The following is a 17,664-nucleotide window of genomic DNA, read 5'->3' as shown; positions in this document are numbered from 1 at the left end:
TTGCGGTGGTGCTGCTGCCGCACTTCAGCACCATCGGCGTGGTGGTGGCTTATACCGCGCTCTATCTGCTGGCGTTTTGTCTGTGCCCGTTTATTCGCGTTGAGCAGCCCGGTTTTGCTACCAGCGAAGCGGCTGAACCGCTGAACGTCAGCGCAGTAAAATCATAAAAAAACCCCGGAGACCGGGGTAAGTAAAATAGTCAATCCGGGCCTCGCGCCCGGATTTTTGCCTTACGCGATGGTGACTTTGCCGTCCAGATAGACATCCTGCACCGCATTGATCAGCTTCACGCCTTCGCTCATCGATTTCTTAAAGGCTTTACGACCGAGGATCAACCCCATGCCGCCGGCGCGTTTATTGATCACCGCCGTGCGCACCGCATCGGCGAGATCGGTTTCGCCGCCCGCCGCGCCGCCGGAGTTAATCAACCCGGCGCGGCCCATATAGCAGTTCGCCAGCTGATAGCGCACCAGATCGATCGGGTTATCGCTGGTCAGCTTGCTGTAGACGCGATCGTCGGTATAACCGAAGTTCACCGCCTTATAGCCGCCATTATTCTCGGCCATTTTCTGCTTCACGATATCAGCGCCAATGGTGGCGGCCAGATGGTTTGCCTGGCCGGTCAGGTCAGCGGACACGTGGTAATCGACGCCATCTTTTTTGAATGCCGGGTTGCGCAGATAGGCCCACAGCACGGTGACCAGGCCGAGCTCGTGCGCGCGTTCAAAGGCGGCGGAGATCTCTTCAATCTGCCGACGCGACTGTTCGGAGCCGAAATAGATCGTCGCGCCAACCGCAACCGCGCCCATGTTGAACGCCTGTTCGACGCTGGCGTACAGGGTCTGGTCATACTCGGTCGGGTAGCTCAGCGTTTCGTTATGGTTGAGCTTGACGAGGAATGGAATGCGGTGCGCGTAGCGGCGCGATACCGAGGCCAGTACGCCATAGGTAGAAGCCACGCAGTTACAGCCGGCTTCGATGGCGAGTTCCACGATATTCTTCGGATCGAAGTAGAGCGGGTTGGCGGCGAACGACGCGCCCGCCGAGTGCTCTACGCCCTGGTCGACCGGCAGAATGGAAAGGTACCCCGTTCCCGCCAGGCGCCCGGTATTGTAGAGGGTCTGCATATTACGCAGCACCGCAGGCGGGCGGTTGTTATCCACCATCACCCGGTCGACGTAATCCGCTCCCGGTAAATAGAGTTGGTCGGCTGGAATAGTCATACAACGGTGCTGTAAAAGGCTGTCGGCATCTTTGCCAAGCAACTGCGTAATATCAGTCATAGCTATCTCCCGTAAGTGCTGGCCGCAGCCAGCATGTTTTATCCCAACCCAAAAATTATGGGCAGGTTAAGCCTGGTACCGAGTTAGCATATTTTCCAGCCGGGAGCGCGTTTTTTCAGTAGATTCTGCTGTCTCGTTTCACTGCCATTTACCACCAGGCGTGGAAATGATGCACCGGGCCGATACCGTGCCCCACTTCCAGCGAATCGGCCTGCGCCAGCGCCGCCGACAGCCAGCCCTTCGCTTCGGCGACCGTTTGTCCCCAATCGGCATAGCGCGGACGCAGCGCCGCCAGCGCGGCAGATAACGTACAGCCGGTACCGTGGGTGTTTTTGGTCAGCACGCGCGGCGCGGTAAAGCGCTGTTCCCCTTCACGGGTGAACAACCAGTCCGGGCTTTCGGCGTCGTCCAGATGTCCGCCTTTCATTAATACCGCCCCGCAGCCTAACGCCAATAGCGCTCTGCCTTGCTCCAACATCTCGCGCTCGCTTTGCGCGTGCGGCGCATCGAGCAGCGCCGCGGCCTCCGGCAAATTCGGGGTGATCAGTGAAACGTGGGGCAGCAGGCGCTGACGCAGCGTCGCAATGGCTGAATGGGATAACAGCGGATCGCCGCTTTTCGCCAGCATCACGGTATCCAGCACCACGTTGGCAATCTGGTAGCGAGCAAGACGCTCCGCCACCGCTTCAACGATATCGGTTTCCGCCAGCATGCCGATTTTCGTGGTATCGATTCGCACGTCGCTAAACACCGAATCCAGCTGCGCCGCCACGAAGTCAGGTTCGATACGATACACCGACTGCACGCCGCGAGTATTCTGCGCCACCAGCGCGGTGATGACCGAGCAGCCGTAAGCGCCGAGCGCGGAAAATGTTTTGAGGTCGGCCTGGATCCCGGCGCCGCCGCTGGGGTCGGTGCCGGCGATGGTTAAGGCGTTAATCCGCTTCATGCCGACACCCCCGCGTATAACGCGTCGAGGAATGCCGGGATAAAACTGCCGGGGCCGCCGTGTCGCGCCGCTTCACCTCCCGCCATTTTCAGCAGGCCGCAGGCGGCAGCCACGTTTTGCAGCCGATCGCCGGGCATCGCGGCGCTTGCCGCCACAACTGCGGATAACGCGCAGCCGGTCCCGACCACCCGCGTCATCAAGACATCACCGCCGCTCACGGTAAGCGTGCGCTCGCCGTCGCTGATGTAATCCACCTCGCCCGTCACCGCGACCACGGTATTAAGCTTACGGGCCAGCGCCTGGGCGGCGGGTAACGCGGCGGCCGCGCTGTCGGTGGTATCAACGCCGCGCCCGCCGCCGCTGCTCCCCGCCAGCGCCATGATTTCCGAGGCGTTGCCGCGAATCGCCGCAGGCCGCAGTTCCAGTAGCTCATGGCAAAAATCGGTACGCAGCGTCAGCGCGCCGACGGCAACCGGATCCAGCGTCCAGGGTTTTCCAGCCTGCCGGGCGCTCTGCGCCGCCGCGCGCATCGCGTTGGCGCGCTCAACGGTTAAGGTCCCGACGTTAATCAATAGCGCATCGGCGATGGCGGCAAACTGCGCGGCTTCCGTAGGGTCAATCACCATCGCCGGCGAAGCGCCGATAGCCAGCAGCACGTTGGCGGTGAAAGTCTGAACCACATCATTGGTCATACAGTGAACGAGCGGCGAAGAGGTGCGGAAAAGCTGTTGTAGGTGCGCGATATGCGCCGGGTTTAGCGGTTGATGCATGGTTTGCTCCCGCCAGATGAGGAAGCAGCGCAGACCATGCGGTCTCTGACTTCCCTACGCTGGCATTATCCAGATCAGGTGGTACGGGTATTTCTCAGCCTTCACAAAGAAGGGCACCCCGAGTCATTTGGTACAAAAAATGGCGACTAACGTTCCGTTAATCTCTAATCAGGATAGTAATGCCAGCGGTAAGGCTTGTAAACGGCAAAAGCGGTATGTCTCCCGGCGATATGTCCCTTAATCGTACAGCCATCTCCCGGCTTTGGCAGACTGGATAAACATATCAATGGTGAACTCTGGAACATCTACTGGTTCAGGCTTTTTAAATGGATTCCATGAAAAATTGACTTCGGGATAGTATGTTTCAAGATGGAAATTCGACATGTCGACGTTGAACTCTTTTGCATAGTCTTCAACTAACTCTTCAACGTCATCTTGATCTAACTGGACATCAAAATGAATGCTCGAGTCTGCCGTGTATGTAGCGTATTTCTTGTTCCTGAGGATATAGGTCCCACTACGAATAGTGAACAACTTGATGACGCGTTTTTCGATATCTTCTACCATAGCTTATCGTTGCCCCGCGCGATGGTATTGTATTCAATAATCGTGTTGTAAATGATCTGCGATACATCAGCCACAATGATCACTTCACCCATGAGGGGAATAGTCCGTCCCACCCACGTTCCAATTTTCCTCACCATCCTCCTTTTTACAGTCCATGGAGTATAACCGCCAATCCATGTAGGCATTTTTAACCCAAATGGGAACATTCTATTGCCAAATACTCGTCTGGCACCTTTCGATAGTCTGGATGTTCCAGGAATTGCCGATCCGGGTTTAGCCCGTGTCGCCTGATCATTTATACCCGCATACAGTGCATATACAGAGGCAACATCTTTGATACCAAATTGATCAGCAGTATTGAAGACAAAGACCATGAAAAATAGTTCTGAGGCGGTAAGGTTTGAACGCCCCGCAAAAAAGTATGTTCCATTTATTTCCTCAACAGTATCCACTTCATAATCCCTTATGATCCTTGTAGAAAGCGCCATCATAAGGGCTGATTTGCATACCGTCATTACGCGTCGTTGTATCATCCTTGTACGTTTGCCACAGAGACGCCTCTTTTTCCTGCGCCATGTAAGCGATTACACAAAATTTTAGCTATCCGTGCGGAGGTTGATTTAGATCACAATTCACTTAATAACCATACGACATAGTTACTACGCGTTACGAACTAAGCGGACACAGTAACCGCAGCAGTCGCCGCTGCCGTTAGTTTGTTGCATAACATGTTAAAAATAATTTCGACACTAAGGTCGTTAATGATGAAAGTGAAACACGTTTCTATGCTGCTGCTGGTACTCAGCGCAGCCATCGCGACCGGTTGCAGTTCACCGGCGCAGCGTATGGCCGAGTGCGAAGCACAGGGGATCAGTAAAGATGCCTGTTATATTGCGGAACAAAACAAACAGGCTGCGGTGAACGCCGCAGCGGAGAAACAGGCGCTGGAAAATGCGCAGGCTTTATATCCCGTGCAGAAAGCGCAGTCCAGCAAAAAAGTGAAGATCTTCAATGGCATGAAGCTGGTCACAAACTCAACCGGTCTGACAGTTGATGGCAAACCCGCAGCCTTAGACGAAAGCAATGCTGACGCGAAAACCTATTCGCAGGGTTTATACGTTTTTATTGTCTACCAATCCGGAAAAATTGCCGTCATGCAGGACGGTAAATTTTTAGGCTACGCCAAATAGCGTCTCTTCCTTGTTAATTTAAAAGCGGCCTAAGGGCTGCTTTTTCCCCTTCCCCGCAGTAGCCGACACGTCAAACGCCGCGCTAAATAAGCGGCATTAATCCCATTGGATAAATCTCATTTTACCTACGAGAGAGTAGTTTTTTAACTAATGTATTTTTTTTGTAATCATTAACTTGCTCAATGTAAACAATTGGTTATAGTTCAAAGAAGCGTTACAAGTTGTAACACCATGTCAGATCGGAATTAACGAGTGAATCGCCATTAAGGTAAGAGGATTCCAATGAAATTGACCCCTATAGTGAAAGGATTAGCCATTGCCGGCTTGCTATCATCGATTAGCTTGTCAGCATGGGCGGAAGTCGCGGCAAAAGAAGCGACCGCCGCCACCAAACAAGCCAACGACGCCCTCTATAACCAACTCCCCTTCTCCGACAACACCGATTTTACCAATGCTCATAAAGGTTTTATTGCCGCACTACCGACCGAAGTGATTAAAGGCGAACAGGGTAATGTCGTGTGGGACCCGCAGCAGTACTCTTTCATTAAAGAAGGTGAAAAAGCCCCGGATACCGTCAACCCGAGCCTGTGGCGCCAGTCGCAGCTGATTAACATCAGCGGTCTGTTTGAGGTGACCGACGGCGTCTACCAGATCCGAAATCTGGACCTTTCCAACATGACCATCATCGAAGGTAAAGAAGGCATTACCGTCGTTGACCCGCTGGTATCAGCGGAAACCGCAAAAGTGGGCATGGATCTGTATTACAAAAACCGCGGTAAGAAACCGGTTGTCGCCGTTATCTACACCCACAGCCACGTTGACCACTACGGCGGCGTGCGCGGCGTGGTTGATGAAGCGGATGTGAAATCCGGCAAAGTAAAAATTTACGCACCGTCCGGCTTTATGGAAGCGGCCGTGGCAGAAAACATCATGGCTGGTAATGTCATGAGCCGCCGCGCCAGCTACATGTACGGCAACCTGCTGAAACCATCGGCCACCGGACAGGTGGGCGCCGGCCTTGGCACCACCACCTCGGCGGGTACCGTGACCCTGGTTGCCCCAACCAATATCATTGAAAAAGACGGGCAGAAAGAAGTCATTGACGGTCTGACCTATGACTTCATGCTGGCGCCAGGTTCGGAAGCGCCGTCGGAAATGCTGTGGTTCATCGAAGAGAAAAAACTGATTGAATCCGCGGAAGACGTGACACACACCCTGCACAATACCTATTCGCTACGCGGCGCGAAAATCCGCGAACCGCTACCGTGGTCGAAGTACATCAACGAAGCGATCGTACGCTGGGGCGACAAGGCCGAGATTATTATGGCTCAGCACCACTGGCCGACCTGGGGCAACGAAAACGTAGTCAACCTGCTGAAGAGCCAGCGTGACCTGTATCGTTACATTAACGACCAGACTCTGCGTATGGCTAACGAAGGGCTGACTCGCGATGAAATCGCCGCTAAATTCAAACTACCGGATAGCCTTGCCAACACCTGGGCTAACCGCGGTTATTACGGCTCTGTTAGCCACGACGTGAAAGCCACCTACGTGCTGTATCTCGGCTGGTTCGACGGCAACCCGGCCACCCTCGACGAACTGCCGCCGGAAGAAGCGGCGAAGAAATTCGTCGATTACATGGGCGGCGCCGATGCCATTATGAAGAAAGCGAAAGAGGATTACGACCAGGGTAACTACCGCTGGGTAGCCCAGGTCGTCAGCAAAATCGTCTTCGCCGATCCGAAAAACCAGGATGCGCGTAATCTGGAAGCTGATGCCCTTGAACAGTTAGGCTACCAGGCGGAATCCGGCCCGTGGCGTAACTTCTACCTCACCGGCGCGCAGGAACTGCGTAACGGCGTGGTGAAAGGGCCAACCCCGAACACCGCCAGCCCGGATACCGTGCGCGCGATGACCCCGGAAATGTTCTTCGACTATCTGGCGGTGCATATCAATGGCGAGAAAGCGGGTAACGCGAAATCGGTCTTTAATATCGATCTCGGCAGCGACGGCGGCAAGTATAAGCTGGAGCTGGAAAACGGCGTACTGAACCATACCGCCAACGCGGAAGCGAAAGATGCCGATACCACTGTTGCCCTCAACCGCGCCACCCTGAATAAGATCATCCTCAAAGAGGAGACGCTGAAGCAGGCCGTCGATAACGGCGACGCGAAAATCACCGGTAACGCCGATAAGCTCAATGAAATGCTGGGCTATATGGACAAGTTCGAATTCTGGTTCGACATCGTTACGCCATAATACCCTGCTCCCGCGGCGCTCGGTCGCGGGAGTTTTCCCTCTTTGCTAGTAAGCTTCCGGCAATGGTCGGTCGATGGAAACCAGTTTGCCGCGCTTCATCGTGATATAGCCCCCGGCTTTCAGATCCGCCAGCACCCGAAAAACATGCGTGCGCGACAGATTAGTGCGCTTAATAATAAACAGCGCCAGGCCTTCGTTTTCCCCCTGATGGGTACTCTGGCGATAGAGATAGCGAAACAGCATCGGTCTGATAGTCTGGTAGCTGGTCATCTGCCGGCGTTCGTTATGAAGATCGATAGTAAAAATCGACATATAGGTAAGAATGGTCGCCAGCTCCTGCACGCGTTCAGGACCGCCGTGTAAAAAGATTTGGTCAAAGATCTCATAAGTGACTTTAACCAGCTTCACCGCCGCGCTGCCGATATATTCAAACTTCGCCAGCGGGCAATATCTTTCCATAAGCCCAATCGGCATATACTCAATGGAATTACCAATATGAAGGCCGTTCTCCGGCATTAATATTGATAGCGAACCTTCAGCGCAAAAATAAATATATCCAGGCTGAATTGCTAATTTTTTATTTGCCGCAACCGTCAGGGTCTCCCCTTGTGCCATTATTTGCGGAAAAAAGGCATCAATGTTGAGTTGTTGATAATAGCTATGGATATCCTGAAAATTCACGCTATGCCCCTTGCTGCGCCGTCTGCCGTGGTATCGAGTATAGCAGCGAAGTGATGGCGGATTCGAGATGATTATTTTCTCACTAATGACCAGTCCCATATGGGACTATCAACGCAAAGTATTCGCTTTAAAATGGCCAGTAATTAGTCCGCATTTGAATTATCCGCTGATATTAAACATTGATAGCGGAACAAATAATCTAAGAGGCCATGCAATGAAATTAAATCAGATCGCTAAACATCTGGCTCTGGCCGGTGTTTTAACTTCGCTGTCGCTTTCCGCCTTCGCAGCTGCTCAGCAGCAGGACGCCACTCCGGCAACTCAGCAGGCAAATAACGCGCTGTACAATAAACTGCCGTTTGCCGATAAAACTGATTTCGATAACGCGCATAAAGGCTTTATCGCCGCGCTACCGCAGACCATGATTAAAGGCGAGCAAGGCAACGTTATCTGGGACCCGGCAAAATATGACTTCGTCAAAGAAGGTGAAAAAGCCCCGGATACCGTTAACCCAAGCCTGTGGCGCCAGTCGCAGCTGATTAATATCGGCGGCCTGTTCAAAGTCACCGACGGGGTTTATCAGATCCGTAATCTCGATCTCTCCAACATGACCATCATCGAAGGTGAAAAAGGGATCACCGTTATCGACCCGCTGCTGAGCGCCGAGCCGGCGAAAGAAGCGATGGATCTCTACTACGCCAACCGTGGTAAAAAGCCGGTTGTCGCCGTCCTGTTCACCCACAGCCATGTTGACCACTACGGCGGCATTCGTGGCGTGGTTGATGAAGCCGACGTGAAGGCCGGCAAAGTAAAAATCTACGCCCCGGCAGGATTCATGGAAGAAGCGGTTTCCGAGAACATTATGGCCGGTACCGCGATGAGCCGTCGCGCCAGCTATATGTACGGCAACCTGCTGAAGCCTGACGCCAAAGGCCAGGTCGGCGCCGGTCTTGGCACCACCACCTCGGCGGGTACCGTGACGCTGCTCCAGCCGACCAACTACATCACCAAAACCGGCCAGCAGGAAGTGATTGATGGCCTGACCTACGACTTCATGATGGCGCCGGGTTCCGAAGCGCCGTCGGAAATGCTGTGGTATGTCAAAGAGAAGAAAATGATTGAAGCGGCAGAGGATGTTACCCATACCCTGCACAACACTTACTCGCTACGCGGCGCGAAGATCCGCGATCCGCTGGCGTGGTCAAAATATATTAACGCCGCGATCGACCGCTGGGGCAACGATGCTGAAGTCATTATCGCTCAGCACCACTGGCCAACCTGGGGTAATGACAACATCATCAAGCTGATGAAAGGTCAGCGCGACATGTATCGCTACATCAACGACCAGACCCTGCGTATGGCCAACGAGGGCCTGACCCGCGATGAAATCGCCGCTAACTTCAAGCTACCGGAATCGCTGGAAAAACAGTGGTCGAGCCGCGGTTATTACGGCTCCGTCAGCCACGACGTGAAAGCGACCTACGTTTACTACCTCGGCTGGTTCGATGGCAACCCGGCAACCCTCGACGAGCTGCCGCCGCAACAGGCTGCGAAGAAGTTCGTTGAATACATGGGCGGCGCCGATACCATCATGCAGAAAGCCAAAGCCGACTATCAGCAGGGGAATTACCGCTGGGTCGCGCAGGTGACCAGTAAAATCGTCTTCGCCGACCCGCAGAATGCCGATGCGCGTAACCTCGAAGCGGATGCCCTGGAGCAGTTAGGTTACCAGGCGGAAGCCGGTACCTGGCGCAACTTCTACCTGACCGGCGCGCAGGAACTGCGTAACGGCGTACAGAAACTCCCGACGCCTAACACCGCCAGCCCGGATACCGTGCGCGCGATGACCCCAGAAATGTTCTTCGACTACCTGGGCGTACATATCAACGGCCAGAAAGCCGGCGCGGCAAAAGCGGTCTTCAACATCGATCTCGGTAAAGACGGCGGTAAGTACAAGCTGGAACTGGAAAATGGCGTACTTAACCACACCGCGAATGCGGTAGCGGACGATGCCGACGCCAGCATTACCCTGAATCGCGATACCCTGAACAAGATCATTTTGAAACAGGAAACGCTGAAGCAGGCTGAAGATAAGGGCGACGTCAAGATTAGCGGCAATGGCGCTAAGCTCGATGAAATGCTGAGCTACATGGACAAATTTGAATTCTGGTTCAACATTGTCACCCCGTAAGCGATAATCGCTGAATCTCCCTCGCGCCCTGGTAGGCCGCGGGGGATTTTTTTATCCATTCGCCTCGCATGTTCTGATTTGCGTTCCCCTCGCCGCAGGCCCAAAATGAGTTCAGGACTGTTTTATTGCGCGGAGGTATATATGACCGTTTATCACCATGCGCTGGTACTGATTAATAGCAGCCTTGATGGTGTTCCGTTGCTACAACACGCCGCCAGGATGGCGCAGGAAAACGGGATGCGGATTACCATCGCCCACATCAGCACCGACTACCGGGCGCTTAATTACGTATCCGACAGCCTGCAGAATGATGAAGTATCGCAAGAGGTCATTCAGGCCAAAGCCCTGCTCAACGAGCTAGCGACGACCGTCGCCCTGCCGGTACAGACGCTATCGCTGGTGACAACCCGCCGTTTTGCTGATGTCGAAGAGTGCGTACGACAACGCCATATCGATTTAATTATCGCCGGACACCATAACCGGCTGCTGGGGATGCTGTCCTCGCACTCGCTGGAGTACATCAACCATTTGACAGTGGACGTACTCATAAAACACCTACCCTAGCGCAATGCGGACTGTAACAGAGAAAAACACTCTTCGATTGATGGCGGTAGCGCCTGCGGCCCACGCATCAGAGCCACCGTCCGCGTCAGCGCCGGCTGCTGCAGTTGCGCCACCTTTAACGCCGGATCGTGCAGATAGGTCGTATACAGCGCCGGGAGAATAGCCACCGCCAGCCGCGAACGCACCAGTCCATAAAGGGTTTCGATATAGTCTACCTGGTAACGCGTCGTTAAGGTCAAACGCTGGCTTTCCACCAGCGCCGACACCAGCCGCTGGATATTCCCCTTTGAAAAAACGGCAATATCACGGCCCACCAACTGTTTCCACGGTAAATTTGGCTGCGCAGCCAGCGGATCGTCGCTGTGCAGCACCGCCACGAAAGGATCCTCGCGCAGCGGATAAACCAGTAGCTCAACTGGTAGCGAACTGTCGATCGCGCCGATACCAAAATCAATCTCACCGCTTTGCAGCGCCTGCATTAACGCATCGTTGGTCTGGTCATGAAATTCGATGCGCAGACGCGGAAAGGCCTGCGCCAGGGTCTGCGGTAGCAGCGGAAACAGCAGCGAGCTCACCGACGGTACCAGCCCGATACGCACCGTGCCATCGCCGCCTGCTTCCACGATCTGTTGCATATCAAAAAAAGATGCCTGGGCCACGCTCAGTATCCGCTGGGCATGGGGTAAAATCGCCGCCCCCAGTTCCGTCAGAGTGACCGCCGAGGCGGTACGATTGACCAGCTTGCCGCCGATCACGGTTTCAATCTGCCGCAGCGCGCTGCTGAGCGCCGGTTGGCTAATCGCCAGCCGATTGGCGGTATCGGTAAAATGGCGCAACTGAGCCAGGGTCACAAAATACTGCAGTTGCTTCAGCGAGAGCGCGGGCAGACGTTGCCAGGGTTCGTTCATTGTCAGGTTCGCTACCGGTGGTCATACAGAATAACCCGAGCTTATCGGGCGATAAATTTATTCATCTGGGCAAACGTTTGCTGTGCCCCTAGAGTATCCGCATTATCCTTGTGGTGGAGTTGTTATGTCCAGCAATGCAGAAGCACGTCGTCGCGCCGTACAGGCCGCGCGCGGCGAATCCCCGTTTGATCTGTTGCTTATCGATACGCAGATCGTCGATATGGCCACTGGCGAAATCCGCGACGCTGACGTCGGTATCGTTGGTGAAATGATTGCCAGCGTACATCCGCGCGGCAGCCGCGCCGACGCCCATGAAGTGCGCTCGCTGCAAGGCGGCTATCTGTCGCCCGGCTTGATGGACACCCACGTACATCTTGAAAGTTCGCATCTGCCGCCCGAGCGTTATGCCGAAATCGTCCTGACGCAGGGTACCACCGCGGTGTTCTGGGATCCGCATGAGCTGGCCAACGTGCTCGGCGTCGATGGCGTGCGCTACGCGGTTGATGCCAGCCGCCACCTGCCGCTACAGGTGATGGTGGCCGCGCCATCCAGCGTCCCCTCTACGCCAGGTCTCGAAATGTCCGGCGCTGATTTCGCCGGCGCTGAAATGGAAACCATGCTCGGCTGGCCGGAAGTTCGCGGCGTGGCGGAAGTGATGGATATGCATGGCGTGCTGAACGGTAGCGAACGGATGCAGGAGATTGTCCAGGCCGGGCTTAACAGCGGCAAACTGATTGAGGGCCATGCCCGTGGGCTCAGCGGCGCCGATTTACAGGCATATCTCGCCGCCGGCGTCACCTCCGATCACGAACTGACTTCAGCGGCCGATGCGCTGGAAAAACTGCGCGCCGGGTTGACTATCGAAATTCGCGGCTCGCACCCCTACCTATTGCCCGAGATCGTTACGGCGTTAAAAACGCTGCCGCATCTCTCCTCGCAAATCACCGTCTGCACCGATGACGTACCGCCGGATATGCTGCTGGAGAAAGGCGGCATTATCGCCCTGCTCAACCTGTTGATTGAACACGGTTTGCCAACGGTCGATGTGCTACGTTTCGCCACCCTTAATGCCGCTATTCGCCTGCAGCGCAACGATCTTGGGCTAATTGCCGCGGGACGACGCGCGGATCTGGTGGTGTTTGATTCGCTGGAGAAACTCGAGGCTCAGGAGGTCTATGTCGGCGGCAAACTTATCGCTCATAACGGTCACCTGCTAACACCGCTTGCCGCCGCGCCCGGCGTGACGCCGCCGCGTGATACTTTGCAGTTAGCGCCCCTCGCCGCTGAAGACTTTATTCTGCGAATTAAGGGCATTCGCCATGGCGTCGCCCGCCTGCGCCACATCAGCGGCGCGCGCTTCACGAAATGGGGGGAAGTGGAAGTACAGATCCGCGACGGAGAAGTACAACTGCCCGCGGGCTTTAGCCTGATTTGGGTTAAGCACCGCCACGGCCGCCATCAGGCAACGCCGCAAATCGCCCTGCTTGAAGGTTGGGGGGAGCTGCGCGGCGCCATTGCCACCAGCTACTCGCATGACTCACATAACCTGGTCGTGCTCGGGCGCGATGCTCATGATATGGCCTTAGCGGCAAATCAGCTGATCGCTTCCGGCGGCGGAATGGCGCTGGCGCAACAGGGCGAGATCCTGGCCCATGTGGCGATGCCGATTGCCGGTATGCTCTCCGATCTTCCCGCCGCCGAGCTGGCGCGGCAGTTCCGCGAGCTGCGAGATTTAAGCAGTAAAGTCGCCGACTGGGAGCCGCCATACCGGGTATTTAAGGCGATTGAAGGCACCTGCCTCGCCTGTAATGCCGGGCCGCATCTAACCGATTTGGGTCTCACCGACGGCGGCAGTCGCCAGATAGTTGACCCGTTGATAGCCTGCCGGGAGACTCCGGCGCCAACTCATCACAACAATAATCCTCAGGGAGCCTGAGCATGGCCGATAACACACTTCATACTTCTGCCCGTAGCCACTGGCTGGAGCGCCGCTTTGCGCTTCGCGCACGGGGCGGTTCGCTACGCACCGAATGCCTGGCCGGGATCACCGGCTTTCTCGCCGCCGCCTATTTACTGGTGGTCATTCCAGGACTGCTGGCGATTGGCGGAATGGATAAAGGCGCCGCCACCACGGGCACCATCCTGGTCTTTGTCGCCGGTTCGTTATTAATGGCGTTTTATGCCAACCTGCCGTTTATCGTCGGTCCGGGCATTGGCGGCTCGGTACTGGTGGGGGTGACGCTGGCGGGCAGCGAAGGTATTGGCTGGCAGATTGGCCTCGGGATTGCCTGCTGGTCGGGGATCCTCTTCTTCCTGTTGACCCAATTCGGCCTGCGCGAAGTGGTCACCCGCTCGGTACCGCAGTCAATTAAGCTGGGGCTCACGGCTTCGATCGGGTTATTCGTTGCCGTTCTTGGCTTTCGCAATGCCGGGCTGGTGTTGGCGAATGCCAAAACCAACGCCCTGATGCTCGGTGATTTTCTTGCCCCCGGCGCGCTGGTGGCGCTGTGCGGCCTGTTTCTGGCGATAGCGCTACAGGCGCGTAAAGTACCAGGCGCGATACTGTGGGCCATTCTGTTCGCCACCCTGGTGGGTATTCCGTTCGGCGTGACAAAGCTACCTGGCAGCTTTATTGACGTTCCGCACTCGCTGGCTCCGGTGTTCGGGCAAATCGATCTGTTGGGGGCATTAAATATCGCCTTCCTGCCGTTCCTGTTCGTCTTTTTTGCGTCCGAGTTTTTCTCGACCATGGGTACGACCCTGGCGGTCGGCGGCGAGGCGGGCTTGCTGGATGAAGAAGGCAACATGCCGCAGATTAATCGCCCGTTTATGGTCGATTCGATTGCCGCCGCGCTGGGCCCGTGGGTCGGTATTCCGGCGGCCACGGCGCTGATTGAATCATCCGCGGCGGCGGAAGCCGGCGGCAAGACCGGCCTTACTGCGCTGGCGGCGGCGGTGATGTTCCTGTTGATGCTGCTGTTTACGCCGGTGGCGCTCATGATCCCTAAAGAGGCCACCGCGCCGGCGTTAATTCTGATTGGCCTGAATATGTTCAGCGGCCTGCGCAAAGTCGATCTGGGAAACTTCACCGACGGTCTGCCGGTGTTAATGATGGTGATGATTACGCTCATCGCCAACAGCTTCGGCACCGGTATCGCCGGCGGGCTGCTGTTTTACATTGTCATCAAAGCGATCGCCGGCAAGTGGCGTGAAATTCCGATTGGCCTGTGGGTGCTGGCGATCCCGCTAATCTATTACTTCGCGACCTTAGTTAAGCACTAAGCGCTTCACAATGTGATTTCACCTCTTGATATAACAAACGCACCGCGGCAGAGAGCTGCTTGCGGTGCGGACAAATCATATTCAGCGGCGTTAAATCGCCCTGATAGTCCGGCAGCAGCCGCACCAGACGCCCTTCTCGCAGATCGTCGCTGACATCGAGAAACGATTTATAAGCGATTCCCTCACCGGCTACCGCCAGCCGACGGATCACCTCCGCATCATCACTCATAATCGCGCCGTTCATCTCCACGGTATGCACTTCATTACCTGAAATCAGCGGCCAGCGATCAAAAGGTCGGCCACGTAATACGTACAACAGCGCGCTGTGCCGGGATAATTCCTCGAGGCTACTGATTTGACCGTGGCGGGCAATCCACTGCGGTGAAGCAACCAACACCCGACGGTTTTCCGGCGCGACGGGCAGCGAGATAAACGAAGCGTCTTCGTGGTAGCCGTAGCGAAAAGCGACATCCACCGGATCTTTAAACACGTCGGTCAGATGATCGGAAAAGTGCAGCCGCAGGCGCAGCGCCGGATGACGTTCGCGAAAAGCGCAAAATACCTTGAGCAGCAGGTTACGCCCTAGATCGGATGGCACGGCGATTTGCAGCGTGCCGCGTACTTCATCCCCTGGCGTCTGAATTTTCTGTAGCCCGGCCTGAAGGGTATCGAGCATCTGGGTGGCATAGGGGAGCCAGGTTTCGCCCTCCGGGGTCAGGCGCAGGCTACGGGTCGAACGAGCAAAAAGGCGAATATTAAGCGTCGTTTCCAGGCGTTTGATCGCTGCGCTTACCTGCGCAGGCTGCTGCCCCGCTTCTCGTGCCGCCTCGCTAAAACTACCTAACGCCGCCGCGCGGACAAATAAGGTCAGATCTTCCAGCCTGAACATGCCAATTCTCCAAAGCTTCAGAATGCTCCCAAAATAGCGATTTACCGCGCAACAACGCAAGCGGCACAAGACTTCAGCCGTGTTTTGCTTACACTTTTTAAAAAACCAGTGCTTGCCATTTCAGCAGCGCTTCAGGAATGATACGAGGCTGCTATTTTGAGTCCAGGTAATATTGAGGAAAATATGCGTAAAACAAAAATGATGCTTCTGGGCGTACTTCTTGCCAGCGCCAGCGCAAGCTGGGCGGCGCCGGCCTCCGGGATTGAACAGTATGCGATGAAAGAATTCACCGCTGATTTTACCCAATTTCATATTGGCGATACCGTGCCGGCGATGTACCTCACTCCTGAGTACAACATCAAGCAGTGGCAACAGCGTAACCTGCCTGCGCCGGATGCCGGCAGCCACTGGACCTACATGGGCGGCAACTACGTCCTGATCACCGACACCGAAGGCAAGATCCTGAAGGTGTATGACGGCGAGATTTTCTATCATCGCTAAGTCATCGACGCAGCCGCAACTGCGCATTCGCCCCGGTCACGACAGCGACTATCCTCGCCTGCGCCAGCTATTCCTTGACGCGCGTATGGCCTCGTGGACATGGCTTAACAGCGATCAATGGCGGCTGGAAGATTTTGATGCGGTGGTACAAGACGAGCAGCTATGGGTCGCCGAATGCGGCGATACGCTGGCAGGATTCGCCTCGGTGTGGGTTATCGACAACTTCCTGCATAACCTGTTCGTGGATCCGCAGTGGCAGGGAAAAGGCGTCGGTAGTCTGCTGCTGGAACAGGTTCAGCGCTCATTTAAGCACAGCGGTACGCTGAAATGTCTGTCGCGAAATGAAAACGCCCTGCGCTTCTACCAGCATCACGGCTGGAAACTCGAAGCCCAGGGCGCGTCTCCTGACGGAGATTATTGGCTGATGCGTTACACCCAGCCTTAAACGGCGCGGAAGGCTATTTCGCTCGGGATAACTTCGCCCTGCCAGTACATCTGCGCCGCCACGCGTCCCGCCAGCTGGCGGTAGATATCGGTAAACTCGCTTTCCGGACGAGCAATGACCGTCGGCGTGCCTTTATCCAGATCTTCACGCAGCGTGATATGTAATGGTAACTGGCCTAGCAACTGAGTGTGGTACTTCGCCGCCAGCTTCTCGGCGCCGCCGGTGCCGAAGATAGGTTCGTGGTGCCCGCAGTTGCTGCAAATATGCATGCTCATGTTTTCCACGATGCCTACGACCGGCACTTCTACTTTCTCAAACATCACGATGCCTTTTTTGGCGTCGATCAGCGCAATGTCCTGCGGCGTCGTCACCACCACCGCGCCGGTTACCGGAATGTTCTGCGCCAGGGTCAGCTGGATGTCTCCGGTTCCCGGCGGCATGTCCAGTACCAGGTAATCCAGATCCGGCCACAGCGTCTCCTGCAGCATCTGCATCAGCGCCTTACTGGCCATCGGGCCGCGCCACACCATGGCGTTGTCGTCGGTTACCAGATACCCAATGGAGTTAGTCGCCAGGCCATACTTCATGATCGGCGCCATATGGGTGCCGTCCGGGGATGTCGGGCGGCTGTCTTCCGCGCCAAGCATGGTCGGAATCGACGGGCCATAGATGTCGGCATCGAGGATACCCACTTTGGCCCCTTCCGCCGCCAGCGCCAGCGCGAGGTTCACGGCGGTAGAGGATTTGCCCACCCCGCCTTTACCGGAACTCACGGCGATGATGTTTTTCACGCCATTAATGCCCGGCTGGTTTTTCACCCGTTTCAGGGTGGCGATACTGTGAGAGAGCTTCCAGTCGATGGCTTTCGCGCCGGTGATACGCAGCAGCTCGGCGCTGCATTGCTCCTTCAACGCCTCAAACGCGCGGGTCCAGACGAACGGCATTTGGATCTCGATATGCACGGTATCGTCAAGCCAGGCGACATGGTGCAGCGCCTTTAGCGTGGTGAGGTTATGTTTCAGGGTTGGGTGCTGGAAATTAGCCAGAGTCCCGGCGACCATCGCACGTAGACGTTCGGGGGATTTGGCCTGGGATTGCGAACTCATCCCGACTCCTTTGTTATTGTGAGTTGATTCTTGTCCGTTAAGTTTACCTGAAAGGGAATAATTCCCCCACAATAAGCTT

Annotated in this window: 17 protein-coding genes, 1 pseudogene and 1 riboswitch; of the genes and pseudogenes, 9 read left to right on the top strand and 9 right to left on the bottom strand. The window is 55.7% G+C overall.

The annotated features are described in order from the left end of the window. A pseudogene (locus tag PGR79_RS16015) lies at positions 1-167 on the top strand (cytochrome C biogenesis protein CcdA); the annotation flags it as partial. A gap of 63 nt (positions 168-230) precedes the next feature. Here the strand turns inward: PGR79_RS16015 and fbaB are convergent. The 5 genes from fbaB to PGR79_RS15990 all read right to left on the bottom strand — a co-directional run bounded on the left by fbaB (position 231) and on the right by PGR79_RS15990 (position 4,021). Continuing rightward, positions 231-1,283 carry a class I fructose-bisphosphate aldolase gene (fbaB, locus tag PGR79_RS16010; RefSeq protein WP_015365768.1) on the bottom strand — a complete coding sequence of 351 codons (1,053 nt, stop codon included), beginning with the start codon at positions 1,281-1,283 and terminating at the stop codon, positions 231-233. Positions 1,284-1,431: 148 nt separating this feature from the next. Next, positions 1,432-2,232 carry a bifunctional hydroxymethylpyrimidine kinase/phosphomethylpyrimidine kinase gene (gene thiD, locus PGR79_RS16005; protein WP_087860194.1) on the bottom strand — a complete coding sequence of 267 codons (801 nt, stop codon included), beginning with the start codon at positions 2,230-2,232 and terminating at the stop codon, positions 1,432-1,434. Further along, the gene (gene thiM, locus PGR79_RS16000; protein WP_087860193.1) at positions 2,229-3,002 is read right to left on the bottom strand and encodes a hydroxyethylthiazole kinase; all 774 of its coding nucleotides are present in this window, start codon (positions 3,000-3,002) and stop codon (positions 2,229-2,231) included. The genes thiD and thiM overlap by 4 nt, the downstream gene beginning before the upstream one ends. A 34-nt stretch (positions 3,003-3,036) precedes the next feature. Then, a riboswitch (TPP riboswitch) is annotated at positions 3,037-3,133 on the bottom strand. Between the two features lie 106 nt (positions 3,134-3,239). Then, positions 3,240-3,569 (bottom strand): DUF1493 family protein, encoded by a 330-nt coding sequence (locus PGR79_RS15995; protein ID WP_032714951.1) that lies wholly within the window; start codon positions 3,567-3,569, stop codon positions 3,240-3,242. After that, positions 3,563-4,021: an STM2901 family protein gene (locus PGR79_RS15990; RefSeq protein ID WP_113374388.1), complete on the bottom strand. Its 459-nt coding sequence runs from the start codon at positions 4,019-4,021 to the stop codon at positions 3,563-3,565. Before PGR79_RS15990 ends, PGR79_RS15995 begins: the two co-directional genes overlap by 7 nt. A 312-nt stretch (positions 4,022-4,333) precedes the next feature. On the opposite strand from PGR79_RS15990, the gene PGR79_RS15985 reads away from it, so the two are divergent. Together PGR79_RS15985 and PGR79_RS15980 are read left to right on the top strand one after the other, a co-directional pair. Then, on the top strand, positions 4,334-4,759 hold the full coding sequence (locus tag PGR79_RS15985) for a hypothetical protein (protein ID WP_113374385.1): 426 nt from the start codon (positions 4,334-4,336) through the stop codon (positions 4,757-4,759). Positions 4,760-5,041: 282 nt separating this feature from the next. Further along, positions 5,042-7,018 (top strand): alkyl/aryl-sulfatase, encoded by a 1,977-nt coding sequence (locus PGR79_RS15980; RefSeq protein ID WP_430922021.1) that lies wholly within the window; start codon positions 5,042-5,044, stop codon positions 7,016-7,018. Positions 7,019-7,063: 45 nt separating this feature from the next. Here PGR79_RS15980 and PGR79_RS15975 read toward each other — a convergent pair whose 3' ends face one another. After that, complete coding sequence (locus PGR79_RS15975) at positions 7,064-7,699, bottom strand: helix-turn-helix domain-containing protein (RefSeq protein ID WP_113374383.1); 636 nt, start codon at positions 7,697-7,699, stop codon at positions 7,064-7,066. Between the two features lie 214 nt (positions 7,700-7,913). Between PGR79_RS15975 and PGR79_RS15970 the strand changes: the two genes are divergently transcribed. Both PGR79_RS15970 and PGR79_RS15965 read left to right on the top strand, forming a co-directional pair. Next, positions 7,914-9,890 (top strand): alkyl/aryl-sulfatase, encoded by a 1,977-nt coding sequence (locus PGR79_RS15970; protein ID WP_395226404.1) that lies wholly within the window; start codon positions 7,914-7,916, stop codon positions 9,888-9,890. A 141-nt stretch (positions 9,891-10,031) separates the two neighbouring features. Then, entirely contained in the window at positions 10,032-10,454 is a 423-nt protein-coding gene (locus PGR79_RS15965; RefSeq protein ID WP_113374381.1) for a universal stress protein, read from the top strand. On the opposite strand, the gene PGR79_RS15960 is transcribed toward PGR79_RS15965, so the two are convergent. Next, positions 10,451-11,362, bottom strand: coding sequence for a LysR family transcriptional regulator (locus PGR79_RS15960; protein ID WP_271031693.1), 912 nt, complete (start codon positions 11,360-11,362; stop codon positions 10,451-10,453). The two genes, PGR79_RS15965 and PGR79_RS15960, sit on opposite strands and share 4 nt — an antisense overlap. Before the next feature lie 124 nt (positions 11,363-11,486). On the opposite strand from PGR79_RS15960, the gene PGR79_RS15955 reads away from it, so the two are divergent. Together PGR79_RS15955 and PGR79_RS15950 are read left to right on the top strand one after the other, a co-directional pair. Then, positions 11,487-13,298: an adenine deaminase gene (locus PGR79_RS15955; RefSeq protein WP_213794403.1), complete on the top strand. Its 1,812-nt coding sequence runs from the start codon at positions 11,487-11,489 to the stop codon at positions 13,296-13,298. 2 nt (positions 13,299-13,300) lie between these two features. Further along, entirely contained in the window at positions 13,301-14,644 is a 1,344-nt protein-coding gene (locus PGR79_RS15950) for an NCS2 family permease (RefSeq protein ID WP_045364254.1), read from the top strand. Here PGR79_RS15950 and PGR79_RS15945 read toward each other — a convergent pair. Beyond that, positions 14,634-15,533, bottom strand: a complete 900-nt coding sequence (locus PGR79_RS15945; protein ID WP_087860186.1) for a LysR family transcriptional regulator — start codon at positions 15,531-15,533, stop codon at positions 14,634-14,636. The two genes, PGR79_RS15950 and PGR79_RS15945, sit on opposite strands and share 11 nt — an antisense overlap. 183 nt (positions 15,534-15,716) lie before the next feature. Between PGR79_RS15945 and PGR79_RS15940 the strand changes: the two genes are divergently transcribed. After that, positions 15,717-16,034, top strand: a complete 318-nt coding sequence (locus tag PGR79_RS15940) for an RcnB family protein (RefSeq protein WP_087860184.1) — start codon at positions 15,717-15,719, stop codon at positions 16,032-16,034. Then, positions 16,027-16,479 (top strand): GNAT family N-acetyltransferase, encoded by a 453-nt coding sequence (locus PGR79_RS15935; RefSeq protein WP_316424342.1) that lies wholly within the window; start codon positions 16,027-16,029, stop codon positions 16,477-16,479. Before PGR79_RS15940 ends, PGR79_RS15935 begins: the two co-directional genes overlap by 8 nt. On the opposite strand, the gene apbC is transcribed toward PGR79_RS15935, so the two are convergent. Next, a complete protein-coding gene (apbC, locus tag PGR79_RS15930) occupies positions 16,476-17,585 on the bottom strand; it encodes an iron-sulfur cluster carrier protein ApbC (RefSeq protein WP_015365751.1) in 1,110 nt (369 codons plus the stop codon). The genes PGR79_RS15935 and apbC overlap by 4 nt on opposite strands. Positions 17,586-17,664: the final 79 nt, after the last annotated feature.

Source organism: Klebsiella sp. 141161 (genome assembly GCF_050600815.1).
Classification (GTDB): domain Bacteria; phylum Pseudomonadota; class Gammaproteobacteria; order Enterobacterales; family Enterobacteriaceae; genus Klebsiella; species Klebsiella aerogenes.
Note: the sequence above shows the minus strand (reverse complement) of the source record. Positions and strands in the feature narration are given on the sequence as shown.